Raw genomic sequence first — 26,897 nt, 5'->3', positions numbered from 1 at the left:
CCCTCTCCATGTTATTGTGGAGAGGGCTAATAATATGCTGTTTAGGTTACATTTCATTTGGTGCTTCTACACCGAGTAAACGAAGTGCTTCTTTAAGCACAGTGGCAGTAGCATAGCAGAGGGCTAAGCGACTATCACGTTCTGAGTTGTCATCGAGGATGCGAGTGTGAGCATAATATTTGTTAAAGCTTTGGGCTAAGTTAATAGCAAATTTAGCCATAATAGAAGGCTCAAAGTTATCTGATGTTCGCTTGATAATGCGTGGGAAATCTTGGATAAGTTTGATAATTTCCCAGCTTTCAGCATCAGCTAAACTGTAAGTGGTGGTTGCAGATGGCGTAAAGTCAGCTTTACGTAGAATAGATTGGATACGAGCATGAGCATATTGAACGTAAGGTCCAGTTTCTCCTTCAAAGGAAACCATGGCTTCAAGGTCAAAGTCATACCCATTCATACGATCTGTTTTGAGATCGTAAAACTTGATGGCACCAACACCAACGGCATGGGCAACGGCTTCTTTGTCAGCAAGGTTTGGATTTTTCGCTTCAATTTGAGAAGCTGCACGGTTAATGGCTTCAGCAACCGTAGGTTCAAGAAGAATAACATTACCTTTACGTGTTGATAATTTAGCGCCGCCTTTTGTGACAAGTCCAAAAGCAACGTGTGTCATATCATCTGACCAATCGTAACCCATTTCTTTTAGCACTGCTTTTAATTGTTTGAAGTGAGCAGCTTGCTCATTACCAACAACATAAACGGATTTAGCAAAGTCATAAGTGCGTTTACGGTAAAGTGCGGCAGCTAGGTCACGGGTAATGTAAAGAGTAGCGCCATCTGATTTTTTGATCAAGGCAGGGTGTTCAATGCCATATTTTTCAAGATTAACAACTTGGGCACCTTTAGATTCTACAAGAAGGTTTTTCGCTTCTAATAGCTCAAGAACCTCATCCATTTTATCATTATAGAAGGCTTCACCGTTGTAACTATCGAAGGTTACATTGAGTTGGTTATAAAGACGGTTAAACTCAAGCAAACTCTCGTCACGGAACCATTGCCATAATTCAGTAGCTTCTTTGTCGCCATCTTCCAATTTACGGAACCATTCACGAGCTTCTTCATCAACGGTGGGATCAGTTTCAGCTTCAGCATTGATACGGACGTAAAGTTTTAAGAGTTCATCGATTGGATGTGCTTGGACAGCAGCTTCATCTCCCCATTTTTTGTAGGCAACAATTAGCATACCAAATTGTTTACCCCAGTCACCAAGGTGATTGATTTTTACAGGTTGATAACCCATTTTAGCAAAGATATTAGCAAGGCTATCACCAATAACAGTTGAGCGGAGGTGACCGATTGAAAATGGTTTAGCAATGTTTGGGCTTGACATGTCAATAGCAACATTTCGCCCTTGACCCTCGTCTTGCTGAGCATAGTCTGAACCTGCTGTAATCACTTGTTCAAGGACCTGTGAGGAAATCTTAGCTTTATCAAGGAAAAAGTTGATGTAAGGGCCGACAGCTACGACTTTTTCAAATTGGCTCCCCTCGATTTGTTCAGCTAATTCGCCTGCAATCATTTGAGGGGCTTTGCGAAGGACTTTTGCTAAACTAAAGGCTGGAAAGGCAAGGTCTCCCATGTCAGAATTTTTTGGGGTTTCAAGCAAGTTAAAAATAGCATCTTGTTCTAACTCTGGAACAACTTTGGCTATTTCACTTGCGATTAGAGTTTTAGTATCCATACAGCATCTCCTAAAAATTGTTTGTCACCCTATTCTAACATATTTCTTTAAAATAAACGAGGAGAGGATTGATAATTTATACTGTCAAATTCAAAGGTCTTTCTTGCTTTACAAAATTTCTTTAGGAAAAGTTGTCAAAAGATCAACGCCGTTAACTGTCAATCGTTTTTAGTGACGTTTCCTTTTCGTATTCTTAAAATAATGGAGTAAATAACAGGGGAAAGATGAAAAAATACAGTTTTTTTGTTATAATTTGAGAGGATAATTATACAATTGGGGTGATCTATCATGAATAAAATAGAGCGACAACATCAAATTAAACAAATCATTCAAGCGGAGCATATTGGCACACAAGAAGATATTAAGAAAGCTCTTCAAAAAGAAGGTATTGTCGTCACTCAAGCCACCTTATCGCGTGATTTGAGGGAAATTGGTCTCTTGAAATTAAGGGATGAGCAAGGCAAACTCTATTATAGTTTGTCTGAACCTGTTGCGACCCCCTTTAGCCCTGAGGTGCGTTTTTATGTGTTATCAGTTGATCGCGCTGGATTTATGCTTGTTCTCCACACTAACTTAGGAGAGGCTGATGTATTGGCTAATCTGATTGACAATGACGACATTGAAGATATCTTAGGAACTATTGCAGGAGCAGATACTTTATTGGTGATTTGTCGTGATGAAGAGATTGCCAAGCGTTTTGAAAAAGATTTGGCAGCTGGCCTATGACAAGCTATCAAAATGCCTTGAAGGATTTAATCGTGGCTATCAATGCCCACCCTAGCATTATTGCCTATAAAGAAGCCAAACAGCAGTTATCTCAGCTTGATCAGTTTGAAGACCAAGCTTACCAGATGAAACGTTATCAGCAAGAGGCGGAGCTATTCCAAAAGATAGCGAAAAATCAAGCTGCCGCTGTGTCTTCAAACAAGGCCAAAGAATTAGAATATCATCTCAACCACCAACCAGTGATTGATGATTATCGTGAGAAAATGCAAGATGCAAGTGATTTGATTCAATACATCACCAAACGTATAGAAGAACAGTTAAACGAGGAGCTAACGAATGGCAAAAGCTAACATTTCTCCTGGGATGCAACAGTATCTGGACATCAAAAAAGATTATCCAGATGCTTTTTTGCTTTTTAGGATGGGTGACTTTTATGAATTATTTTATGATGATGCTGTCAAAGCAGCACAACTCTTAGAAATTGGTTTGACCAGTCGCAACAAGAATGCGGAAAATCCAATTCCCATGGCAGGCGTGCCACATCATTCTGCCCAACAATACATTGATGTGTTAATTGAGTTGGGTTACAAGGTTGCTGTCGCAGAACAAATGGAAGACCCAAAGCAAGCTGTTGGGGTGGTGAAGCGTGAGGTCGTTCAAGTCATAACTCCTGGAACGGTTGTGGATTCAGCTAAGCCAGATAGCGCCAATAACTTTTTGGTAGCTGTTGACTTTGATGGTTGCCGTTATGGATTGGCTTATATGGATGTGTCCACAGGTGAATTTTGCGTGACAGATTTGGCGGACTTTACGAGTGTTCGTAGCGAAATCCAAAACCTCAAGGCAAAAGAAGTCTTACTAGGTTTTGATTTATCTGAAGAAGAACAGACGATTTTGGTCAAGCAGATGAATTTGCTGCTTTCTTATGAAGAAACGGTCTATGAAGATAAATCTTTAATTGACGGTCAATTGACAACGGTAGAACTGACAGCGGCAGGAAAACTCTTGCAATACGTTCACAAAACACAAATGCGAGAACTCAGCCACTTGCAAGCCTTGGTTCACTATGAAATCAAGGATTATTTGCAGATGTCGTATGCCACTAAGTCAAGTCTAGATTTGGTAGAGAATGCTAGAACGAATAAAAAACATGGGAGTCTGTATTGGCTGTTAGATGAAACCAAGACAGCTATGGGGATGAGGCTTTTGCGCTCATGGATTGATCGACCTTTGGTTTCTAAAGAAGCTATTTTAGAGCGTCAAGAAATTATTCAAGTTTTTCTGAATGCTTTTATTGAGCGAACAGATTTAAGCAATAGCTTAAAAGGTGTTTACGATATCGAACGTTTATCTAGCCGTGTGTCTTTTGGCAAGGCAAATCCGAAAGATTTACTTCAATTGGGGCATACCTTAGCCCAAGTGCCTTATATCAAAGCTATCTTAGAGTCTTTTAATAGTCCTTTTGTTGACAAACTTGTCAATGATATTGACAGTTTGCCTGAGTTGGAATACTTGATTAGAACAGCCATTGATCCAGATGCACCAGCAACTATTAGTGAAGGAAGTATTATCCGCAATGGTTTTGATGAGCGCTTGGACCATTATCGTAAAGTAATGCGAGAGGGGACAGGCTGGATTGCGGATATTGAGGCCAAAGAGCGTCAAGCAAGTGGCATTAATAACCTAAAAATTGATTACAATAAAAAAGATGGTTATTATTTTCACGTTACGAATTCAAATCTTAGCTTAGTTCCCGACCATTTTTTCAGAAAGGCAACTTTAAAAAATTCTGAGCGTTATGGAACAGCAGAATTGGCTAAGATTGAAGGTCAGATGTTAGAGGCTAGGGAAGAGTCATCTAGTTTAGAATACGATATTTTTATGTGTATTCGAGCTCAAGTTGAAACCTATATTAATCGTTTACAGAAACTGGCTAAAACTTTGGCAACGGTGGATGTTTTGCAAAGTTTAGCAGCCGTTGCCGAAACCAATCATTATATCCGGCCGCAGTTCAATGATAATCATGTGATTAAAATTCAAGAAGGTCGTCACGCGGTTGTTGAAAAGGTTATGGGAGTGCAGGAATACATTCCCAATAGTATCTCTTTTAACCAAGAGACAAGCATTCAATTGATTACAGGTCCAAATATGAGCGGTAAGTCGACTTATATGAGACAGCTGGCCTTAACGGTTATCATGGCCCAGATGGGCTCATTTGTAGCTGCTGACCATGTTGATTTGCCTCTATTTGATGCGATTTTTACGCGTATTGGGGCTGCTGATGATTTGATTTCTGGGCAATCAACCTTTATGGTGGAGATGATGGAAGCAAACCAAGCAATCAAACGAGCCAGTGACAATTCCCTTATTCTATTTGATGAACTAGGGAGGGGTACGGCAACTTATGATGGTATGGCACTGGCTCAGGCAATTATCGAATATATCCATGATAGAGTTGGTGCTAAGACCATGTTTGCAACGCACTATCATGAGTTGACAGACTTGTCAACTAAGTTGACAAGTCTAGTCAATGTTCATGTAGCAACGCTTGAAAAAGATGGCGATGTAACCTTCCTTCATAAGATTGCTGAGGGACCGGCGGATAAATCTTACGGTATTCACGTAGCAAAAATAGCAGGACTTCCTGAGGCCCTGCTAAGCAGAGCAGATGAGGTGCTTACGCGTTTAGAAGCGCAAGCACAATCTGCTGAGATAATATCAGTCCCTTCAAAAGTTGAGCCAAGCAGCGCTGCTAGAGAGGGACAGTTATCGCTGTTTCCTGATGAGGATAAGTCTCAGGAGATTATTCACACGTTAGAAGCTATTGATGTGATGAACATGACTCCACTTCAAGCAATGACAACCCTTTACGAATTGAAAAAATTGTTATAGCTTTTCAGCTGAAAATGAAAAAGATGCTTTCTATATTGAAGGCATTTTTTATGCTGTCAAAAATGCCCGAGACCTTCGGCCATTTATTAAGTATGTTATAATAGTCCATAAGAATGCGAGGAAATTATGACAAAAATTATTGAATTACCAGAAGTTCTCGCCAACCAAATTGCAGCTGGTGAAGTTGTAGAAAGGCCAGCGAGTGTTGTCAAGGAATTGGTTGAGAATGCTATCGATGCTAAGAGTAGCCAAGTCACCATTGATATTGAAGAGTCTGGTCTCAAAAAGATACAGATTACGGACAATGGTGAAGGGATGTCGCCTGAAGACCTTCCTTTGAGTTTGCGGCGACATGCTACCAGTAAAATAAAAAGTCAAAGTGATCTCTTTCGAATTAGAACACTTGGTTTTAGGGGAGAAGCCTTACCATCGGTTGCTTCTATCAGTAAAATCACAATAAAAACAGCTACTAAGGAAGATAATCACGGTTCTCTTTTAGTTGCTATCGGCGGAGAGATTGAAACGCTCGAGGAAACGTCGACGCCTGTAGGTACCAAGATTAAGGTTGAAAACCTTTTTTATAACACGCCTGCTCGCCTCAAATACATGAAAAGTTTACAGGCAGAGTTAGCCCATATTGTTGATGTGGTCAATCGTTTGAGTTTGGCACATCCAGAAGTTTCTTTCACCCTTATTAGTGATGGCCGTCAATTAACTCAGACATCAGGGACGGGGGACCTGCGGCAGGCTATTGCAGGGATTTATGGCTTGAATACTGCCAAAAAAATGATTGCTATTTCCAATGCCGATTTGGACTTTGAAGTGTCGGGCTATGTCAGTTTACCAGAGTTGACACGCGCCAACCGCAATTATATGACCATTTTAATCAATGGACGCTACATTAAAAATTTCTTGCTCAATCGAGCTATTTTAGATGGTTACGGCTCTAAGTTGATGGTTGGACGTTTCCCAATTGTGGTGATTGATATTCAGATTGACCCCTATTTGGCCGATGTCAATGTTCACCCTACTAAGCAAGAGGTCCGTATTTCAAAAGAGCGTGAGTTGATGGCTTTAATTAGTACGGCGATTTCTGAAAGTCTTAAGGAGCAAGATTTGATTCCAGATGCTCTGGAGAACTTAGCTAAATCAAGCACACGACACTTTTCTAAACCAGAGCAAACACAACTTCCATTACAATCTAAAGGGCTTTATTATGATCCTCAAAGAAATGACTTTTTTGTTAAAGAATCGGATGTTTCTGAAAAAATACCTGAGAGTAATTTTCATAATACAGAGATTGACAAGACTGTAAAGGATCAAAGGACGGAGCAGTTTCCTGATTTAGGAGAGAATACAGGATTTTCCTCAGTAAAACGTGCTAGTCGATCACAGGATGAGATAACTGATGCTGATCACCCTGGACTTGATTTGAAAAACAAACAGAAATTATCTCAAATGCTAACCCGTTTGGAAAATGAAGAGCAATCAGTATTTCCTGAATTGGATTATTTTGGTCAGATGCATGGGACTTATCTCTTTGCTCAAGGTAAAGATGGCTTATTTATTATCGATCAACACGCTGCCCAAGAGCGGGTTAAATACGAATATTATCGTGATAAGATAGGTGAGGTTGACAGTAGTTTACAGCAGCTGTTGGTGCCCTATTTGTTTGAGTTTTCCGGCTCGGATTTCATTAACTTACAGGAGAAAATGGCACTCTTAAATGAAGTTGGTATCTTCCTAGAAGTTTATGGGCACAATACTTTCATTTTGAGAGAGCATCCTATCTGGATGAAAGAAGAAGAGATTGCATCTGGTGTCTATGAAATGTGTGACATGTTACTTCTAACCAATGAGGTCTCTATCAAAACTTACCGAGCAGAGTTAGCTATTATGATGAGTTGTAAACGATCTATCAAGGCAAATCATAGCTTGGATGATTATTCAGCAAGAAATCTGCTACTGCAATTAGCCCAATGTCAAAATCCTTATAACTGCCCTCATGGTAGACCCGTGTTGATTAATTTCAGTAAGGCAGATATGGAAAAAATGTTCCGTCGTATCCAAGAAAATCATACTAGCCTGCGAGAGCTAGGAAAATATTAGAGAGGATGAGATGCAAGAGTTTTTAAACCTTCCTAAGCAGATTCAGCTGAGGCAACTGGTACGCTTTGTGACCATTACCTTAGGCAGTAGTATCTTTCCCTTTATGGCCATGTATTATACGACTTACTTTGGTACGTTTTGGACAGGTCTCTTAATGATGATTACCAGTTTGATGGGATTTGTTGGAACTTTATACGGTGGGCATCTGTCAGATGCTCTTGGTCGCAAAAAAGTCATTATGATTGGGTCAGTAGGAACAACACTAGGCTGGTTTCTGACTATTTTAGCTAATTTGCCTAATGCAGCTATTCCTTGGTTAACATTTGCTGGTATTTGATTGGTAGAGATTGCTTCTAGTTTTTATGGGCCCGCCTATGAAGCCATGTTGATTGATTTGACTGATGAGAGTAATCGTCGATTTGTTTACACCATCAATTATTGGTTTATCAATATTGCTGTCATGTTTGGTGCAGGGCTATCTGGGCTTTTTTATGACCATCATTTTTTAGCCTTGTTAGTAGCTTTATTACTCGTCAATGTACTTTGTTTTGGCATTGCTTATTATTATTTTGATGAGACCAGACCAGAGACACACGCTTTTGACCATGGGAAAGGCTTGCTGGATAGTTTTCGAAACTATCGTCAGGTGTTTCATGATCGTGCCTTTGTCTTGTTTACCTTAGGTGCTATCTTTTCTGGTAGTATCTGGATGCAAATGGATAACTATGTGCCAGTACATTTGAAATTGTATTTTCAGCCAACTACCGTGTTAGGTTTCCAGGTAACTAGTTCTAAAATGTTGTCATTAATGGTTTTTACCAATACATTGTTGATTGTTCTTTTCATGACAATAGTGAATAAATTAACTGAAAAATGGAAACTATTGCCTCAACTTGTGATTGGTTCTTTACTATTTACTCTGGGCATGCTTTTGGCATTTACCTTTACGCAGCTCTATGCTATTTGGCTATCAGTTGTTTTACTAACCATTGGGGAAATGATAAATGTCCCTGCCAGTCAAGTCTTACGTGCTAATATGATGGATCATTCCAAAATAGGCTCTTACACGGGCTTTGTGTCAATGGCACAACCTTTAGGTGCTATTTTGGCTAGCCTACTAGTCTCTGTTAGCCATTTTACAGGCCCTTTAGGCGTGCAATTCCTGTTTGTAGTCATTGCTTTGCTAGGCCTTTATTTTACGGTTGTTTCTGCAAAAATGAAAAAGGTGTAATATGTACGATTATATTAAAGGTCAATTGACCAAAATTACGGCAAAATACATTGTCGTTGAAACAAATGGACTAGGCTATATTATCAATGTAGCAAATCCTTATAGCTTTACAGATAGTGTCAACCAACTGGTAACTATTTACCTGCATCAAGTGATTCGTGAGGATGCTCACTTGTTGTTTGGGTTTCATACGGAAGACGAAAAAGATGTTTTTCTGAAATTAATTTCTGTATCAGGCATTGGTCCGACAACAGCTCTCGCTATTGTGGCAGTTGATGATAATCAGGGGCTTGTTAATGCCATTGATACCAGTGACATCAAATACTTGACTAAATTTCCTAAAATCGGGAAAAAAACGGCACAACAGATGGTTCTTGACTTAGCCGGAAAATTTGTGGAGGTTCCACAAGAGACCAGTAAAGCAAAACCGTCTACCTCCTCAAACAATGACCAGTTGGATGAGGCTATTGAAGCCCTTCTTGCCCTAGGTTATAAAGCAACAGAGCTGAAAAAAATTCGTGCCTTCTTTGAGGGGACCTCTGAGACGGCAGAGCAATACATCAAATCAGCATTGAAACTGTTAATGAAAGGGTAGGTGTTTCACATGAAACGTTGCTCATGGGTTCCTAAGGATAACCAGCTTTACTGTGATTACCACGATTTAGAATGGGGTCACCCCCTGGATGATGATAGAGATTTTTTTGAATTGCTGTGCCTTGAAAGTTACCAGTCCGGGTTATCTTGGCTGACGGTTTTGAAAAAACGCCAAGCTTTCAGAACTGTTTTTCATGATTATGACATTTCGGCTGTGGCAGCCTTTACCGATGAGGAGATTGCTGATGCATTACAGAATCCATCCATTATCCGTCACAAGCTAAAGTTAGCAGCAACTGTCAACAATGCTATCGCAGTACAGAAAATTCAAAAAGAATTTGGTAGTTTTACCACTTATCTCTGGGATTTTGTTGGAGGAAAGCCAATTGACAACCTTGTCAATCAAGAGCACCCTGTTCCTGCTCAAACAGATTTATCTGTTTGCTTAGCTAAGGATTTAAAGAAAAGAGGATTTAGATTTTTAGGACCTACAACGGTTTATTCTTTTATGCAAGCATCGGGTCTGGTAAATGACCATGAAGAAACGTGTGCTTTTAAGTTAATAACAACTAAAAGGAGATAGTGATGAACCTTAATCAAACGGATCTTATTGTTTCAGATGTTCCAAAGGCTACCCAAGTTTTGGCATCACTGCTTAACTTAGCTGTGGATTATGCAGATGAGCATTTTGCACAGTTCACTTTAGGAAGTCATTGTTTAATGGTATCGGATCACCCCCTCAAACCCATTACGTCACTTCACGGAGGTATCATTCTTCATATTGAAGTTGACTGTGTTGACAAGGAAGTTGAACGCTTAAAATCCTCAGGTTTTACTATTAATAATGGTCCAGTCAAGACGGCATGGGGAACCTACTCGGTCTGGGTGGAGGGACCAGAGGGTGTGATGCTTGATTTCTATCAATTTAGTGAAGACTAGTCTTTCTGTGTCCCTCTCAACATAATAGAAAACAAGTAACGATACCATCTCCTAATTCGTCGTGAATTGGGAGATTTTTTGATAAAATGAAATTAGATTACGAATAGATAAGTAGGTGGGGAAATGAAAGCTGAACTGATTACAGTAGGTACCGAAATTTTGACTGGTCAAATTGTGAATACCAATGCTCAATTTCTGTCGGAAAAAATGGCAGAGCTAGGTATTGATGTCTATTTTCAAACGGCTGTTGGGGATAACGAGGAGCGTTTACTTTCAGTGATTGCAACTGCTAGTCAGCGGAGTGATTTGGTCATTTTATGCGGTGGTCTTGGCCCCACGGAAGATGATTTAACCAAGCAGACTTTAGCAAAATATCTTAATAGAGATTTGGTCTTTGAAGAACAAGCTAGTCAAAAATTGGACGCTTTTTATGCTAGTCGTAAAGAGTCGTCTCGAACGGCAAATAATGCTAAGCAGGCTCAAATCATTGCTGGTTCAAGCCCTCTGCAAAATAGAACAGGACTTGCAGTGGGTGGCTTAATCACTGTTAATGAGGTGATTTATGTTGTTTTACCCGGGCCGCCAAGTGAATTAAAACCTATGGTTAATGAGGAACTGCTTCCTTTTTTGTCCACACAATCTCGCAAACTTTATTCGAGAGTTTTACGATTTTTTGGGATTGGTGAGAGTCAGCTGGTGACGGTCTTATCAGACCTTATTGAGAATCAAACTGATCCTACTATTGCACCTTATGCCAAAACTGGTGAAGTGACCCTTCGTTTATCAACGAAAGCTGAAAATCAAACATTAGCAGATACGAAATTAGATCCACTAGAAGCGCAGCTATTGTCGCGAAAAACTCCTGACAACCAGTCGTTATCAGATTTTCTTTATGGCTATAGGGAGGATAATTCCTTAGCGCGTGAGGTATTTGAGCTCTTAGTAAAATATGATAAGACAATTACTGCAGCAGAAAGTCTAACCGCGGGATTATTTCAGTCAACTTTGGCGAGTTTTTCAGGAGCTTCTCAAGTATTCAATGGAGGCTTTGTGACTTATAGCATGGAAGAAAAAGCGAGAATGCTAGGCATTCCTTTAGAGGATTTGATATCGCATGGAGTTGTTAGTGCTTATACGGCCGAGAAGATGGCGGAGCAAGCAAGGTTATTGACTGGTGCTGATATTGGGGTAAGTTTAACAGGTGTTGCCGGACCAGATATGTTGGAGGAACAGCCTGCAGGTACAGTTTTCATTGGCCTTGCCACTCAAAATAAGGTAGAATCAATAAAGGTTTTGATTAGCGGGCGAAGCCGTTCAGATGTGCGTCATATTGCGACTTTACATGCTTTTAATATGGTCCGTAAAACTTTATTAAAACCTGAAAATTTGCTATAATAATAGCAGTGTATTTTAGGGATTGAGCAGTCAAGAAAAGATTATCATAAGATAATTGGTGGTTAACTGCTGGACGATTAACCCTAATCATAGAGGAGAAGATATTGGCAAAAAAATTGAAAAAAAACGAAGAAATCACTAAAAAATTTGGTGACGAGCGTCGTAAGGCACTTGATGATGCCCTAAAAAATATTGAAAAAGATTTTGGTAAGGGTGCAGTGATGCGCTTGGGAGAACGTGCAGAGCAAAAAGTTCAGGTTATGAGTTCAGGAAGCCTAGCTCTTGATATTGCGCTTGGAGCAGGTGGTTATCCTAAAGGACGTATCATTGAGATCTATGGTCCAGAATCTTCTGGTAAAACAACTGTGGCTTTACATGCTGTGGCACAAGCTCAAAAAGAAGGTGGAATCGCAGCCTTTATCGATGCCGAGCATGCGCTTGATCCAGCTTACGCTGCTGCGCTTGGGGTTAATATTGATGAACTCCTCTTGTCTCAACCAGATTCTGGAGAACAAGGACTTGAAATTGCAGGTAAATTGATTGATTCTGGTGCGGTTGACTTGGTTGTTGTCGATTCAGTAGCAGCTTTAGTGCCACGTGCTGAAATTGATGGTGATATTGGCGATAGCCATGTCGGATTGCAAGCACGTATGATGAGTCAGGCGATGCGTAAGCTATCAGCTTCTATTAACAAAACAAAAACTATCGCTATCTTTATTAACCAATTGCGTGAAAAAGTTGGTGTGATGTTTGGAAATCCTGAAACAACACCGGGTGGTCGTGCCTTGAAATTCTATGCTTCTGTTCGTTTAGATGTGCGTGGAACCACTCAAATTAAAGGAACTGGTGACCAAAAAGACAGTAGTATTGGTAAAGAAACAAAAATCAAAGTTGTTAAAAACAAGGTAGCTCCTCCGTTTAAAGTGGCAGAGGTTGAAATCATGTATGGAGAAGGCATTTCCCGTACTGGAGAGCTTGTGAAAATTGCTTCTGATTTGGACATTATCCAAAAAGCAGGTGCTTGGTTCTCTTATAATGGTGAGAAAATTGGTCAAGGTTCTGAAAATGCTAAGCGTTATTTGGCGGATCATCCAGAATTATTTGATGAGATTGATCGTAAAGTACGTGTTAAATTTGGTTTGCTTGAAGAAAGCGAAGAAGAATCTGCTATGGCAGTGGCGGCAGAAGAAACCGATGATCTTGTTTTAGATTTAGATAACGGGATTGAAATTGAAGATTAAAAAAGAGCCCTTTGGGGCTTTTTTAAATGCATTGTTAACGAATAGTAGAACTACTGTTGGTAGGTGTATGAGTGGATGGAAATCATCATTTCAAAACAATGCGGAAAGAGCAGAACTTAGGATAACAAACAAAGGATTAAAATAACTGATAATTCAAGAAAAGGCAGGTCAAAAACCTTATTTTACCCAAATAATATCTTTAAAATTAAAAAAATAGGTCCGAAGACCTATATTGATGAACTAAAAACTGTGCTACAATATGGTTATCACGAAATAGAAAGTGAGTTAACAACATGATTAAAATTTATACGATTTCAAGTTGTACGAGCTGTAAAAAGGCAAAAACTTGGTTAAATGCCCACAAGCTCCCTTATAAAGAACAGAATTTAGGAAAAGAACCACTAACAAAAGAAGAAATTTTAGCCATCTTATCAAAAACTGAGAATGGTGTGGAAAGTATCGTTTCATCTAAGAATCGATATGCTAAGGCACTTAATTGTGATATTGAAGAGCTAAGTGTTAGTGAAGTGATTGATTTGATTCAGGATAACCCTCGTATTCTTAAAAGTCCGATTCTAATTGATGACAAACGCCTTCAAGTGGGTTATAAGGAAGATGATATTCGTGCTTTTCTCCCACGCTCTATCCGTAATATTGAAAATACTGAAGCACGTTTACGTGCAGCACTTTAAAAGCTCTTCTGGAGCTTTTTTTCGTACCTTCTTGACTTGAAATTCTTGTTTATTATTAAAAAATGAGCTATAATAAAGCATAGCACTTAATTTTAGAAAGAAGGTGTAAGTATGGGATTTACAGATGAAACCGTCCGCTTTAAATTGGATGATGGCGACAAAAAGGAGATTAGTGAAACATTGACTGCCGTCTATCATTCACTGGATGAAAAAGGCTATAATCCAATTAATCAAATTGTAGGTTATGTCTTAAGTGGGGACCCAGCTTATGTTCCTCGTTACAATGATGCTCGAAATCAAATTCGTAAATATGAGCGTGATGAGATTGTAGAAGAGCTTGTCCGCTATTATTTGCAAGGAAATGGGATTGACGTTAAATGAGAATAATGGGACTCGATGTTGGCTCTAAGACTGTTGGTGTAGCCATTAGTGACCCTCTTGGTTTTACGGCTCAAGGCCTTGAAATTATCAAGATTGATGAAGAAAAAGAAGAATTTGGCTTTGAACGTCTAGGTGAGCTTGTCAAGCAATACCAAGTTGATCAATTTGTTGTGGGTTTGCCAAAAAATATGAACAACACTAGCGGCCCACGTGTGGAGGCCAGTAAAGCTTACGGAGAAAAGATAGAAAGTCTCTTTAGCCTTCCCGTTCATTATCAAGATGAGCGATTGACAACTGTTGAAGCTGAACGTATGCTGATTGAACAGGCTGATGTTAGCCGTGGAAAACGTAAGAAAGTTATTGATAAATTAGCAGCTCAGCTAATTCTACAAAATTATTTAGATCGCAATTATTAAGGAGATAAAAATGGCACATAATCATGAACATGATCACGAGCACGAAGTCATCACACTTGTGGATGAACAAGGGAATGAAACGTTATTTGAAATTTTGTTAACCATTGATGGCCGCGAAGAATTTGGTAAAAACTATGTTCTTTTGGTGCCATCTGGTTCTGAAGAAGATGAATCTGGTGAAGTTGAAATTCAAGCCTACTCATTTACTGAAAATGAAGATGGTACAGAAGGTGATTTACAACCAATTCCTGAAGATTCAGATGCTGAATGGGACATGATCGAAGAAGTGTTCAATAGTTTTTTAGATGAAGACTAAAACTTATTAAACAATAACGAAAAAGTAGCCATAGGGCTATTTTTTTTTGCTGTTTTTCGAATAGGTAGATGAGGAGGTGAGCATGGGTAAGAAACTTAACCAGAAAGATGCTGCGTTTTTGAAAGCTTATCAAGACAAATCATTACACAGGTTTAGAGAGTTACAGCACTATGTCACGCTTTGTCAGAAATTGACTAAATAAGAGATTCTGTTATACTTGTTTTATGATATTTTTTAACGATGATGAAGAATAGTGAGAGAAATGGATAGACTTGTTTTACCCGGACAGACTTCTAGTTAGCCGTTGGAGAATATGACAGTTCAAGGAGAAAAACAGTGACTCAGTTAAACAACGAATTAATCCGAAAAGAAACGATACAATTGGCCAATGATGGTCCAACTGTTCATACAACAAAATATGAGACTAAGGTTCCAACGCTTCATAAATCTTATTTGCTATTTTTTAGTCTTATCATTAGTGCACTGACAATTGCAGTTCCGTTTTTCACTGATGCTGCTAACAGTCTTCAGTCTCAAAATTTATACATTGGGATGATGTTGACAAAAGGGCAAATCCCATATAGTGACGTCTTTACAACTGGTGGTTTGTTATACTTTGTAGTCATTGCGCTTAGCTATTATCTAGGGACAACCCTTTGGTTGGTTTTTGTTCAGGCTTTTTGTTTCTATTTGTCGGGACTCTACCTTTATAAGCTTATTAATTATTTTACCAGTTTTCAAAAGGTTGCCTTGGCTTTTTCAATCGGTTATTACGTCTTATCGTTAGGTCTTGGCTTTGGGGGACTCTACCCTATTCAGTTAGCGATGCCCTTTGTTTTGGTTTCTGCCTGGTTTTTAACCAAGTACTTTGCGGACTTGATAAAGGATGAGGCCTTTATTCTGTTTGGGTTTATGGGAGCTCTTTCCATGCTAATTGAACCTAGAACATTAATTTTTTGGGTTCTCGCTTGTGTCACAGTGCTTGTTTACAATATCCATCAAAAACATCTTGCAAGAGGATTTTACCAATTATTAGCTTCTGTTTGGGGAATGATTTTGGTTTTTTACACGGCAGGTTATTTTATTTTGAACTTGCAAATATTAAACCCCTACTTAGCTCAAGCTGTGGCTTATCAATTTACTTTTTTTAGAGTAGGCTCTCTCTCTCTCCCACTTGGTGTAGGTATTCAGATTTTTCTTGCTCTAGGGCTAGGGTTATTAACTGGCGTCTTTAGTTTTATCAAACAACTTAAAACATCTTCGGATGTGGTGATTAAATGGCTATTTACTTTCGTTATTTTGGGAAATCTTATTGTGGCAGCCTTGTCTCAGGATTACCAGCCTTACCATCTTTTAGCGGTTTTACCATTTGGTTTGATACTAACAGCTATACCAATTGGGCAACGATATGAGTTAGATTTGGGGCAACGCAGTCATCGTCGACGTCGTGGTAGTAGAACTGGGGTGGGACGTGTTCTTTCACTATACCTCAAGAAACACTTCTATTTGCCGTTTGTGTTGCTGCTAGCGGCGATAGCTTATCCTTCTTACCATACCATTACTAGTATGGCTACTAACCAGGAACGGTCTCATATCGCTAGCTATTTGCAACAACAATTAGATGGTCATCAACCTATCTATGTCTGGGATGATACCTCTAAAATCTATCTAGAGAGCAAGGCTAAATCAGTGTCACAATTTAGTTCACCAAACGTCAACACGAAGAAGGTCAGTCATCAAAAAATTCTAGAAGATGAATTGCTGGAAAATGAAGCAGTTTATATTGTGGTTAATCAAAAAATGAAATTGCCAACAATCCTTCGTAATATGTTATCTTCTAATTATAAGGTCGATCAAAAGATTGATGTGAAAGGCTTTACCCTCTATCATAAAAAATAAGATTAAAATCAATATCTTGTGTTTAAGCAAAAATCTTGACACAATATATTGATTTTTTTGTTTGTCATGATATAATAATCCATAAGGAGATTCGACATGATAACACTAAAAGAAGATAAGGTTCTGATTCAACCTGAGATTAAAGTGATTAAACGAGATGGCCGCCTTGTTAATTTTGATGCGACTAAAATATATAGCGCCTTGCTAAAGGCTAGTATGAAGGTCACTCGAATGTCACCACTTATTGAAGCTAAGTTGGAAGCTATCTCTGAACGGGTCATTGCTGAAATCAATGAGCGCTTTCCGACCGATATTAAGATTTATGAAATTCAAAATATTGTAGAGCATGAACTCCTAGCTGCTAATGAGTATGCCATTGCCAAGGAGTATATTAATTACCGAACACAGCGTGATTTTGCGCGTTCTCAAGCAACGGATATTAATTTTTCGATTGATAAACTAATCAATAAAGACCAAACGGTGGTTAACGAAAACGCTAATAAAGACAGTGATGTCTTTAATACGCAGCGGGATTTGACTGCTGGAATTGTTGGTAAATCCATCGGGTTAAAAATGTTGCCTCCTCATGTTGCAAATGCCCATCAAAAAGGTGATATTCACTACCATGACTTGGATTATAGTCCTTACACTCCAATGACAAACTGTTGTTTGATCGACTTTAAGGGCATGTTAGCCAATGGTTTTAAAATCGGGAATGCTGAGGTTGAAAGTCCCAAATCCATTCAGACAGCGACAGCTCAAATCTCACAGATTATCGCTAATGTAGCATCTAGCCAGTATGGTGGCTGTACGGCAGACCGAATTGATGAGTTTTTAGCACCATATGCGGAGCTTAATTTCAAAAAACATTTAGCCGATGCAGAAAAATGGGTTATCGAAGATAAACGTGAAAATTATGCCTTCGAGAAGACGCAAAAAGATATTTACGATGCCATGCAGTCCTTGGAGTATGAGATTAATACGCTCTTTACTTCTAACGGTCAGACCCCTTTTACATCATTAGGATTTGGTCTAGGAAAATCATGGTTTGAACGTGAAATTCAGAAAGCTATTCTGACCATTCGAATTAATGGCCTTGGGAGTGAGCATCGCACAGCCATCTTCCCCAAATTAATTTTTACCGTGAAACGTGGCTTGAATTTAGAGCCTGACTCACCAAACTATGATATTAAAACCTTAGCCTTGGAATGTGCCACTAAGCGGATGTATCCAGATATTTTATCCTACGATAAAATCATTGATTTGACGGGATCTTTTAAGTCACCAATGGGGTGCCGTTCTTTTCTCCAAGGTTGGAAGGATGAGCATGGCCAAGATGTGACTTCTGGTCGTATGAATCTTGGGGTCGTAACCCTTAATTTACCACGTATTGCTATGGAATCAAATGGGGATATGGACAAGTTTTGGGAGCTTTTTAATGAGAGAATGCACATTAGTAAAGACGCTTTAGTCTATCGTGTGGAACGTGTCAAAGAAGCAACACCAGCCAACGCCCCTATTCTTTATCAGTATGGTGCTTTTGGGAAACGGTTAGAGAAGACAGGGAATGTAGATGACCTCTTTAAAAACCGTCGTGCGACTGTTTCGCTCGGTTATATTGGTTTGTATGAAGTTTCCTCTGTTTTCTATGGTGGTGAGTGGGAAGGTAATTCAGAAGCTAAGGACTTTACCTTGTCTATTGTGAAAGCTATGAAACAGGCTTGTGAAGAGTGGTCAGATGAATACGGCTATCATTTTTCGGTTTATTCAACACCGTCTGAAAGTTTGACAGATCGTTTCTGCCGTCTGGATACTGAAAAATTTGGACTTGTAACAGATATTACAGACAAAGAATATTACACCAATTCATTCCACTACGACGTGCGTAAGAATCCTACACCTTTTGAAAAGCTTGACTTTGAGAAAGCTTACCCAGAAGCAGGCGCTTCAGGTGGTTTCATTCATTACTGTGAGTACCCTGTTTTACAACAAAATCCAAAGGCCTTGGAAGCGGTATGGGATTATGCTTATGATCGTGTGGGCTATTTGGGGACTAACACACCTATTGATAAATGTTACAAGTGCCAATTCGAAGGTGATTTTACACCAACAGAACATGGGTTTACTTGTCCAAACTGCGGCAATAATGATCCTAAAACAGTTGATGTGGTCAAACGAACCTGTGGCTATTTGGGAAATCCGCAAGCGCGTCCAATGGTTAATGGTCGTCATAAGGAAATTTCTGCGCGTGTGAAGCACATGAATGGGTCAACTATCAAATATCCAGGATTGTAGTAGGTTAAAGCTGGGTAAGAGCTCTTTTGATAGAAATATGATATGCTTAAAAGGTTGCTTCATGCAAGCAATCTTTTATTGTTGAATAAGCTGTGCTGGTGAGCCTGCTCTTTGGACGAAGCATTGATAAGTCCAGAGTTCAGGTGAGAAACAGCTTATGAGGAAGAAAGAGAAAGGAAGAGATAATGGGAAAATATCAATTAGATTATAAAGGAATGCAACAGGTGGAACGTTTCCATGAGAAGAACTCTACAAAAAAGGCAGATAAAAAATCCCGAGTTCAAGAACTCAAGGCTCAATTCTTAGAGAAAGCCAAAAAACAAGCTAAATAAGAAATATGGTGAAGAAAGAAGGTCAACTATGCTTAATATTGGTGTTGTGGGACTAGGTACTATTTCTCAGAAAGCCTATTTACCTTATATGCGACAACTGGGTGGTGTGACTTGGCACCTGTCCACTCGAAATAGAGACGTTAGAGAGCAAGTTGGTCAATTATTTGGACAGGCTGTTCTTTACAGTGATGTCAAGGAGTTGTCAAAGGCAAGTTTAGATGGCGTCTTTATTCATGCGGCCACATCGGCCCACGCAGAGTTGGCTAGTTTATTTTTAAATCAGGGGATCCCAGTCTTTATTGATAAACCTATAGCTGACAATTACCTGATGACAAAGAACCTCTATGACTTAGCCAAAAAAAATCAGACTTTTCTGATGGCAGGATTTAACAGGCGTTTTACACCTCGTGTCAAGGAATTGTCAAGTTTGTCAACTAAGCGTAAAGTGACTGTTGAAAAAAATGACTTGAACCGGCCAGGAGACATGACTTTTAAGCTCTTTGATTTCTTTATCCATCCTTTAGATACAGCCTTATTCTTGACAGAAGGGACCTTACTAAAAGGGCATTTTCAATATCATCTGGAAGCAGGCTTACTGAGTCAAGTTATGGTAACCTTGATGACTGAAAGCATGACGACTACAGCTTCTATGAATTTACAATCAGGGAGTCGTCGTGAGGTAATGGAAGTTCAACGGGCTGAAGAAACTTATCATTTAGAGAACTTAGACGAGTTATCTATTTATAAAGGTACTGAAAAAAGGGTGCTTGGCTTTGCTTCTTGGGACACTACCTTGCACAAAAGAGGTTTTGAAACAATGATCGATGCCTTTTTAGAAGCTATTAGCACAGGCGTCAATCCTGTCATCCCTGAGTCTAGTCTTTTAAGCCACTGGATTTGTCAACAGATTGCTGACTCTCAGCTTTCTTATGGAGAGTTAACGGTAGAGTTGCCTAAGGATTAGGAATTGATATGGAAATAAGACGACCGACTTTAAAAGATAAAGATGCTGTATTGTCAATGATTAACGAATTTTTAGAGCAGAAAAGTGCTACAGATGGGTTATGGCATTTTAACGTCAATGTCTTTAACTATGAAACATGGTTGGAAGATTCCTTGCGACAGGAAATGGGTTTGGCCAGTCAAGGAGTGCCTGCTATTCAATACGTCGCATTTGATGAGAGAGGTCAGGCTATTGGGTTCTTAAATCTTCGCTTACGGTTAAATGAGAGATTACTTGAAAAAGGTGGTCATATCGGTTATTCTGTTCGTCCTAGTCAACGTGGGAAAGGCTATGCTAAGGAAATGCTTAAACAAGCTATCAGCTTTGCGATTTCTAAAAATATTAAAAGAATCTTGGTAACATGTCATCAAACCAATACTGCTAGTCGAGCAGTTATTATGGCTAATGGCGGGGTTTTGGAAGACAGTTGTGAGGGAACAGAACGCTATTGGATCGAAAGACAAAAAGGATAGGTCATGAAAGAAAAATGTTGGAATAATCCCAAACCTACCGAATGGAAAGCTGAAGAACTAAGTCAAGGGCGAATCATTGATTACAAGGCGTTTAATTTTGTTGATGGGGAAGGGGTCCGCAACTCTCTGTATGTTTCTGGCTGTCTCTTTCACTGTAAGGGGTGCTACAATGCGGCAACTTGGTCGTTTAAAGCTGGAGTACCGTATACCCAAGAGCTAGAAGAACAAATCATGGCAGATTTAGCTCAGCCCTATGTCCAGGGGTTAACACTTTTAGGGGGGGAGCCTTTCTTGAATACGGGTTTTCTAATCCCTTTGATTCAGCGTATTCGGCGTGAATTGCCAGAAAAAGACATTTGGTCTTGGACAGGTTATACTTGGGAAGAATTAATGCTTGAGACACCTGATAAACTAGAAATGCTGTCATTGATTGATATTCTGGTGGATGGACGTTTTGATATCACAAAAAAGAACCTCATGTTGCAATTTAGAGGCTCTTCTAACCAGCGAATTATCGATGTTCAAAAGTCTTTGGCTGCTAAAGAAGTGATTATCTGGGATAAGTTAAACGATGGGGACCAAACCTTTGAACAAATTAGTCGGGAGGATTTGCTTTAAGAAGCTGACTTATCCACATGATTTTTTTGAAAAGGTCATGTGAAAACAGGTTCTTTAAGGGTGAATTGGGGAGAAAGTAATTGTTATTCCCTGGTTTTCCCCACATTATCCTCATAGTTATCCACAGGTTGTTGACAAGTTGACATTTTGTGAAGAAGAAGAAAAAAAGAGGCTAGGCCTCTTTTTTAATATAGACAAATTCGTGGTCTGTTGATAGTTCTGAATAGTAACGAAAACCAGAAAAGACAAGGGTTTTCAGGCTATCGATGGTTTGGCAGTTGTTTTCCATACAAGCTGTAAGGAAGGCTCCGCGAGCTTTTTTTGAAATGGTCGAATGGGTCTTGAGTTGCCCCTCTTTCTCTTCCATAAACTTAGGACTTATCCACAATTGTTTACAATTTTTTGAAAAGACATCGTCAAATTCACTGGATAAAAGGGAAATCACTTGGGGATGCTCTTTGGCAAACTGATTATAACAGGGCTGCCAGTAAGACTTGAGGCTTTGTCCTTCAATTTTTATTCTGGTGTGAAAATCATGGCGGTGCTCTGCGATAGGATGATTAGCGGGAATGATACCGTAAAAGGATGAGGTGATGTAAACCTGCTGGGTGAGGTAAGCCTGTTCTTGGGTAGTGAGCTTATCGCGCTTGATATGGCGGTACATAAGGCCATTGAACAGTTGGTAGGCAGGGTAAGCGAGGCTTTGTTGAGAGTCTATGTCTTGCCAGCGCTGATATTCTTGTTTAGCTGCCTCTTCTTTGATACGATAGGCTTTGGCCAAGTCCTCTGTGGTCATAGCTGCCATTGCCTTTAAAATGGCCTGGCTTGGTTGAGGCAGTAGGTGTGGATAAGATTCTTTAGGAATCACCATTTCTTTTGCAGTTGGAATTAAAAAGGTTAGCATAGTGTTATTGTAGTAAAGTTAGTTGCTTCCTGTCAAGAGAACTAGTTTTGTCCAAGGATAACTTTTACACGGATACCTTCCTCGTCTTCTGTCGTGAAAGAAGAAGAATCTTCTTGTAAAATAGCTAGGCCGTGTAATCTTGCTTTTTTGAGAGTGGCTGAAAAAAGCAGGGGCGTCTCAATGTGAATGGTCAAGAAGGCTAAGCCTGGAGCACCTTCTTGGTGTTTTTTGAGGTAAGGGGCTGACCAGTGATTGAATGCAAGGTGATGATGGTAGTTCCCTGAAGCAATCCAGCTAGCACTTGGAATGGTCATTTTATCGCCTAAATCAAAAACCTTTTGATAGAGAAGTGAAGAAGCCAGAGCATTTTTGACACTCAGATGGAGATGACCAATGCGTGTGCCTGTAGCTAGTAAAAAGTGTTCTGGAATATCTGTTAGTTGATCCAACATACTTTGAGCATCCATTGGCTCAGTTACACCAATAATTTGCCCATTGTCCCGGGTATCCCACTGCTCAACGGGTTTGTCATGATAGATTTCAATCCCATTACCCTCAGGATCGCTGAGGTAGATAGCTTCGCTATAACCGTGATCTGCTGCGCCTTCTAAAGAGACACCTCTGACTAAGAAATGATTGAGAACAAGTCCTAAGCTATGACGATCAGGAACTAGAAAGGCTGTATGATAAAGGCCATAAGCTTTATCGCCTGATAAATGTGTTTGTCGTAACTCTAAGATAACGGTTTTACCGTCTGTAGTGAATTGACGAGATGTCGTGTCTTGTGAGAGAATCTGTAAACCGATAATACTTGTGTAAAAGGTTGTCATCTTTGCTAGATCGGTAACATTTAGAGAAACCGTTCCTAAAGAGATGGTTGAGTTGTAAGGGTATGTCATCCTATTACCTCCAAAAACTAATTAAATCTATCATAACCAATCGGTTTCAAAAAGAAAAGTAGGCACAAATAAGTGGTATAGGCACTAAAAAGTAACTCATTTGTCAGCCCTATCTTGTTTCTGTTCTCTCTAATAGTCTATAATGGGTTATAAGTTACAAAAAGATACTAGGAGGAGCTGCTGCCTATGCTGAAAAAAAGACCGGCTTGTCCCGTAGAAACAACCTTATCGGTAATCGAGAATAAATGGAAATTATTAATATTAAGGGACTTGCTAAAGGGGACCTTGCGTTTTGGGCAGTTGAAGTCCTCAATAGGTTCGGTCAGTCAAAAGGTACTTACTGCCCAATTAAGGGCTATGGAAGCAGACGGATTGGTTCATCGGGAAGTGTATGCAGAAGTGCCACCTCGGGTGGAGTATTCCTTAACAGAAACTGGGTTGAGTTTATCGCCTGTTATTGAAGCGATGTCAGATTGGGGACAAAGCTATCAAGAAAAGCACGTGGCTTTATTTGAGGAAGCGTAGCTATTTTAGGGTGTAAGGAGCAGCTATGTCTCCGATGCTCTCATTTGATGAGAAAAATATCTATTATCACATTCTTTACAATTTGATAAAAAACTATTTTTTTACCTGAAAAAGCTTGCCGCCTCTTCTCAAATATGATAATATAGTCTCAAGTCTGTTTGAGAAAACAGAAGCTCAGGTCAAGTAAGTGCACACTTACAATAACACAGTTGATAATGGGGAAACTCAGAGTCAAGAAAAAGAAAAGCAAGCCTTGCATTTTGCAAGGCTTTTTTCTGTCTTTATTTTGGTCTGCGCCGAGCAAAATCTAAAAATTTAAATTTTTCCAGTTTATGGCGACTCTCGGTGAATTGGAATTGGTTATTATTGGAAAGGTAGACTTTGGATTTGACGGAAACAACATGTTGGTCTGATCCAAGGTCAAGTAAAATTTTATCACGATCGGTTATTTGGTCAATGGTAACCTCTTTGAGGGCAAAGTCAATGGCGAGATGGAGTTCCTTTTCCAAATATTGATAAATAGAATGCTCTGCGATTTCCCTTGTCATTATTGGCACCAAAGTTTTACTAAGGTAATCAATGTCTAAGACGGAAGCCACACCCTCAACAACGCGTTGGCGTGTAACACGCCAGACCAAGCTGTTTTTGCTAAAACCGGTCAATTTTGAAAGTGTCTCATCCACAATCAGTTTATCAATGGCAATGACGTTGGTCTTAGAATCTAGATTTGAGTAAGAGACGAGTTCCTGATAGCTAGTTAGTTCTGAGATGGGGAACATGATCTGATGATGCTTAATCACTTGGGTGCCACGTCCTTGTTTTTTGAGGATAAGGCCTGCCTTAGTGAGAAGCGAGAGAGCCTTGCGGACGGTATCTCGGCTAGCTTGGTACTGTTGACTCAATTCTATTTCAGTAGGTAAAAAATCCCCTTCTTTGTAAAAGTCTTTGTTTATTTTTGTTTCGAGGTCTTTATAAATACGTTCATACTTTGTCATAGGGTAAATTACCTTTCCACTTGTCTATTTTTTTACAGACAACACCTTTTATTTTACCAAAATAATGGCTTTTTTGGCACAAACAACTTGTAGACAAATTTGCAATCGATTACAATAAAGGTGTCAGTCAGATTCTATCTAAGAATTTGAATATTTCATTTTGACGTTGCTTGTTAAAAGCAACTAGAACAAAGGACTAGGGGATGTCACATGGGAAAATTTGAACAGGATGCTAAGAGTCTTCTAACTGCTATTGGTGGTAAAGAAAACATCAAGGCTGTCACACACTGTGCAACGCGTATGCGTTTTGTTTTGAATGATAATAATAAGGCAAATGTCAAAGAGATTGAAAAAATCTCTGTAGTTAAAGGGACATTTACCAATGCTGGGCAGTTTCAGGTAATCATTGGTAATGATGTTCCAGTGTTTTATAATGACTTTACAGCTGTTTCTGGTATTGAACGGGTGTCTAAAGAAGCTGCCAAATCAGCAGCTAAAAGTAATCAAAATGCCTTACAACGGGTGATGACCATGTTGGCTGAGATTTTCACACCTATTATTCCGGCGATTATTGTTGGGGGACTTATTTTAGGTTTCCGTAATATTTTGGAGAGTGTGCCTTTTGAATTTCTTGGGCAGCAGGTCGAAAAAGGGAAATTAGTTTTTGATGCTGCTGGGGATCCTGTTTGGAATACGATTGTGAGGGTATCTCCTTTCTGGTCAGGGGTTAACCATTTCTTGTGGTTACCAGGGGAAGCTATTTTCCACTTCTTACCAGTTGGGATTACTTGGTCTGTGACGCGTAAGATGGGAACCACTCAAATTTTAGGGATTGTCCTTGGTATCTGTTTGGTGTCACCACAATTATTGAATGCTTATGCGGTAGCAGGAACGCCTGCTGCTGAGATTGCCAAAAACTGGGTTTGGGATTTTGGTTTCTTTACCATTAATCGTATTGGGTATCAGGCACAGGTTATTCCAGCCCTTTTAGCTGGTCTGTCCCTTGCTTATCTTGAAATTTTCTGGCGTAAACGGATTCCAGAAGTGGTTTCAATGATTTTTGTGCCATTCCTTTCTTTGATTCCAGCTTTGATTTTAGCGCATACGGTATTGGGGCCAATCGGTTGGACTATTGGTAAAGGGATTTCCTTTGTTGTGTTAGCTGGTTTGACTGGTCCTGTTAAATGGCTATTCGGTGCTATCTTTGGTGCCTTGTATGCTCCGCTAGTTATTACTGGTTTACATCACATGACAAATGCCATTGATACCCAATTAATTGCTGATACTGCAACTCGTACAACTGGTTTGTGGCCAATGATTGCTCTTTCAAATATCGCTCAAGGGTCAGCGGTTTTTGCTTATTATTTAATGAATCGTCATGAAGAACGTGAGGCTGAAATATCGCTTCCTGCAGCAATTTCTGCTTACCTTGGGGTAACTGAGCCTGCCCTTTTTGGGGTTAATGTTAAATATGTTTATCCCTTTGTAGCCGGAATGATCGGATCAGGTATTGCGGGTCTCTTATCAACAACCTTTAATGTTCAGGCAAATTCTATTGGTGTTGGTGGCTTACCAGGTTTCATGGCTATCAATGTGAAGTATATGATTCCATTCTTCATCTGTATGGCAGTAGCCATTGTGGTACCGATGTTTTTAACCTTCTTTTTCCGTAAATCACATATCATGACCAAGACAGAAGATGAGGCTAAACTAGCTGAGACACCCGTTTCGGAGGCTCCTGCGGCAACTGCTCCACATAAGACTATGCAAGGAACAGTTATCACTTTAACCAGCCCTTTAACGGGTGAAGTTAAAGCGTTGTCTGAAGCTGTTGATCCTGTCTTTGCACAGGGAGTTATGGGCCAAGGTGTTCTTCTTCAACCGACAGAAGGGGTGTTAGTAGCGCCTTGTGATGCTGAAGTATCGGTCTTGTTCCCAACCAAACACGCTATTGGTTTGGTGACGGCTGAAGGTTTGGAATTATTGATGCATATTGGTATGGATACGGTTAACTTAGATGGTCAAGGATTTGAAGCTTTGGTGAAGCAAGGTGATCAGGTTAAGGCTGGACAAACATTGATTCAATTTGATATAGCAGCTATTTCTGAAGCTGGATACGCCACTGAAACGCCTCTTGTGGTGACTAATCAAGATACTTTTACGGTAACTGTTGAAGGTAGTTTACCGCATCAGATTAAGGCTAATGATAAGCTAGTAGTAGCGGTGAAAAAGTAGGTTTACTAAGAGAAAACGTTCAGGAACTGAGATCAGTTCCTGAAACTAT

At 39.6% G+C, this 26,897-nt stretch carries 25 protein-coding genes and 1 pseudogene; 22 read left to right on the top strand and 4 right to left on the bottom strand.

Features of this window, described 5'->3' with window-relative positions:
- Positions 1–46: 46 nt before the first annotated feature.
- The gene (gene argS / locus FQT67_RS10320; protein ID WP_046177148.1) at positions 47–1,738 is read right to left on the bottom strand and encodes an arginine--tRNA ligase; all 1,692 of its coding nucleotides are present in this window, start codon (positions 1,736–1,738) and stop codon (positions 47–49) included.
- A 288-nt stretch (positions 1,739–2,026) separates the two neighbouring features.
- Between argS and argR the strand changes: the two genes are divergently transcribed.
- From argR to nrdG, 20 genes and pseudogenes are all read left to right on the top strand, one after another.
- A complete protein-coding gene (gene argR / locus FQT67_RS10315; RefSeq protein ID WP_003055516.1) occupies positions 2,027–2,464 on the top strand; it encodes an arginine repressor in 438 nt (145 codons plus the stop codon).
- A complete protein-coding gene (locus tag FQT67_RS10310) occupies positions 2,461–2,814 on the top strand; it encodes a YlbF family regulator (RefSeq protein ID WP_003062220.1) in 354 nt (117 codons plus the stop codon). The genes argR and FQT67_RS10310 overlap by 4 nt, the downstream gene beginning before the upstream one ends.
- Positions 2,801–5,356, top strand: coding sequence for a DNA mismatch repair protein MutS (mutS, locus tag FQT67_RS10305; RefSeq protein ID WP_046177147.1), 2,556 nt, complete (start codon positions 2,801–2,803; stop codon positions 5,354–5,356). Before FQT67_RS10310 ends, mutS begins: the two co-directional genes overlap by 14 nt.
- A gap of 126 nt (positions 5,357–5,482) precedes the next feature.
- The gene (mutL, locus tag FQT67_RS10300; protein WP_046177146.1) at positions 5,483–7,465 is read left to right on the top strand and encodes a DNA mismatch repair endonuclease MutL; all 1,983 of its coding nucleotides are present in this window, start codon (positions 5,483–5,485) and stop codon (positions 7,463–7,465) included.
- Positions 7,466–7,475: 10 nt separating this feature from the next.
- A pseudogene (locus tag FQT67_RS10295) lies at positions 7,476–8,696 on the top strand (MFS transporter).
- A 1-nt stretch (position 8,697) separates the two neighbouring features.
- Entirely contained in the window at positions 8,698–9,291 is a 594-nt protein-coding gene (gene ruvA, locus FQT67_RS10290) for a Holliday junction branch migration protein RuvA (RefSeq protein WP_003058778.1), read from the top strand.
- A 9-nt stretch (positions 9,292–9,300) separates the two neighbouring features.
- Positions 9,301–9,873, top strand: a complete 573-nt coding sequence (locus FQT67_RS10285) for a DNA-3-methyladenine glycosylase I (protein ID WP_003058799.1) — start codon at positions 9,301–9,303, stop codon at positions 9,871–9,873.
- A 2-nt stretch (positions 9,874–9,875) separates the two neighbouring features.
- Positions 9,876–10,229 carry a VOC family protein gene (locus tag FQT67_RS10280; RefSeq protein WP_003058738.1) on the top strand — a complete coding sequence of 118 codons (354 nt, stop codon included), beginning with the start codon at positions 9,876–9,878 and terminating at the stop codon, positions 10,227–10,229.
- Positions 10,230–10,352: 123 nt separating this feature from the next.
- Positions 10,353–11,624, top strand: coding sequence for a competence/damage-inducible protein A (locus tag FQT67_RS10275; protein ID WP_143936425.1), 1,272 nt, complete (start codon positions 10,353–10,355; stop codon positions 11,622–11,624).
- 104 nt (positions 11,625–11,728) lie between these two features.
- Complete coding sequence (gene recA / locus FQT67_RS10270; protein ID WP_003058758.1) at positions 11,729–12,865, top strand: recombinase RecA; 1,137 nt, start codon at positions 11,729–11,731, stop codon at positions 12,863–12,865.
- Positions 12,866–13,158: 293 nt separating this feature from the next.
- Positions 13,159–13,557, top strand: a complete 399-nt coding sequence (gene spx / locus FQT67_RS10265) for a transcriptional regulator Spx (protein WP_003053105.1) — start codon at positions 13,159–13,161, stop codon at positions 13,555–13,557.
- Between the two features lie 111 nt (positions 13,558–13,668).
- Complete coding sequence (locus tag FQT67_RS10260; RefSeq protein ID WP_003045720.1) at positions 13,669–13,938, top strand: IreB family regulatory phosphoprotein; 270 nt, start codon at positions 13,669–13,671, stop codon at positions 13,936–13,938.
- Positions 13,935–14,354 (top strand): Holliday junction resolvase RuvX, encoded by a 420-nt coding sequence (gene ruvX / locus FQT67_RS10255; protein WP_003053103.1) that lies wholly within the window; start codon positions 13,935–13,937, stop codon positions 14,352–14,354. Before FQT67_RS10260 ends, ruvX begins: the two co-directional genes overlap by 4 nt.
- Before the next feature lie 10 nt (positions 14,355–14,364).
- Positions 14,365–14,670 (top strand): DUF1292 domain-containing protein, encoded by a 306-nt coding sequence (locus tag FQT67_RS10250; RefSeq protein WP_003058733.1) that lies wholly within the window; start codon positions 14,365–14,367, stop codon positions 14,668–14,670.
- A gap of 336 nt (positions 14,671–15,006) precedes the next feature.
- On the top strand, positions 15,007–16,569 hold the full coding sequence (locus FQT67_RS10245; RefSeq protein ID WP_143936424.1) for a DUF2079 domain-containing protein: 1,563 nt from the start codon (positions 15,007–15,009) through the stop codon (positions 16,567–16,569).
- 96 nt (positions 16,570–16,665) lie between these two features.
- The gene (nrdD, locus tag FQT67_RS10240; RefSeq protein ID WP_046177145.1) at positions 16,666–18,864 is read left to right on the top strand and encodes an anaerobic ribonucleoside-triphosphate reductase; all 2,199 of its coding nucleotides are present in this window, start codon (positions 16,666–16,668) and stop codon (positions 18,862–18,864) included.
- A gap of 185 nt (positions 18,865–19,049) precedes the next feature.
- On the top strand, positions 19,050–19,196 hold the full coding sequence (locus FQT67_RS10840) for a hypothetical protein (protein ID WP_003053094.1): 147 nt from the start codon (positions 19,050–19,052) through the stop codon (positions 19,194–19,196).
- A 28-nt stretch (positions 19,197–19,224) separates the two neighbouring features.
- Positions 19,225–20,160 carry a Gfo/Idh/MocA family oxidoreductase gene (locus tag FQT67_RS10235; RefSeq protein WP_046177144.1) on the top strand — a complete coding sequence of 312 codons (936 nt, stop codon included), beginning with the start codon at positions 19,225–19,227 and terminating at the stop codon, positions 20,158–20,160.
- An 8-nt stretch (positions 20,161–20,168) separates the two neighbouring features.
- Positions 20,169–20,672, top strand: coding sequence for a GNAT family N-acetyltransferase (locus FQT67_RS10230; protein WP_003058815.1), 504 nt, complete (start codon positions 20,169–20,171; stop codon positions 20,670–20,672).
- A 3-nt stretch (positions 20,673–20,675) separates the two neighbouring features.
- Positions 20,676–21,290, top strand: coding sequence for an anaerobic ribonucleoside-triphosphate reductase activating protein (gene nrdG / locus FQT67_RS10225; RefSeq protein ID WP_003058750.1), 615 nt, complete (start codon positions 20,676–20,678; stop codon positions 21,288–21,290).
- A 172-nt stretch (positions 21,291–21,462) separates the two neighbouring features.
- Here nrdG and yaaA read toward each other — a convergent pair whose 3' ends face one another.
- Both yaaA and FQT67_RS10215 read right to left on the bottom strand, forming a co-directional pair.
- The gene (yaaA, locus tag FQT67_RS10220; RefSeq protein ID WP_022555238.1) at positions 21,463–22,194 is read right to left on the bottom strand and encodes a peroxide stress protein YaaA; all 732 of its coding nucleotides are present in this window, start codon (positions 22,192–22,194) and stop codon (positions 21,463–21,465) included.
- 41 nt (positions 22,195–22,235) lie between these two features.
- A complete protein-coding gene (locus tag FQT67_RS10215; RefSeq protein WP_046177143.1) occupies positions 22,236–23,093 on the bottom strand; it encodes a VOC family protein in 858 nt (285 codons plus the stop codon).
- 186 nt (positions 23,094–23,279) lie between these two features.
- Here FQT67_RS10215 and FQT67_RS10210 point away from each other — a divergent pair, with 186 nt between their 5' ends.
- Positions 23,280–23,618 (top strand): helix-turn-helix domain-containing protein, encoded by a 339-nt coding sequence (locus FQT67_RS10210; RefSeq protein WP_046177142.1) that lies wholly within the window; start codon positions 23,280–23,282, stop codon positions 23,616–23,618.
- A 281-nt stretch (positions 23,619–23,899) separates the two neighbouring features.
- Here the strand turns inward: FQT67_RS10210 and treR are convergent, their stop codons facing one another.
- Positions 23,900–24,613: a trehalose operon repressor gene (treR, locus tag FQT67_RS10200; RefSeq protein WP_002982243.1), complete on the bottom strand. Its 714-nt coding sequence runs from the start codon at positions 24,611–24,613 to the stop codon at positions 23,900–23,902.
- Positions 24,614–24,823: 210 nt separating this feature from the next.
- Between treR and treP the strand changes: the two genes are divergently transcribed.
- A complete protein-coding gene (gene treP / locus FQT67_RS10195; protein ID WP_046177141.1) occupies positions 24,824–26,848 on the top strand; it encodes a PTS system trehalose-specific EIIBC component in 2,025 nt (674 codons plus the stop codon).
- The last annotated feature ends 49 nt before the right edge of the window (positions 26,849–26,897 follow it).

The sequence above is a fragment of the Streptococcus sp. NCTC 11567 genome, assembly GCF_902141215.1.
Classification (GTDB): domain Bacteria; phylum Bacillota; class Bacilli; order Lactobacillales; family Streptococcaceae; genus Streptococcus; species Streptococcus dysgalactiae.
The sequence above is the reverse complement of the archived record's forward strand: the minus strand, read 5'-3'. Positions and strand labels throughout refer to the sequence as shown.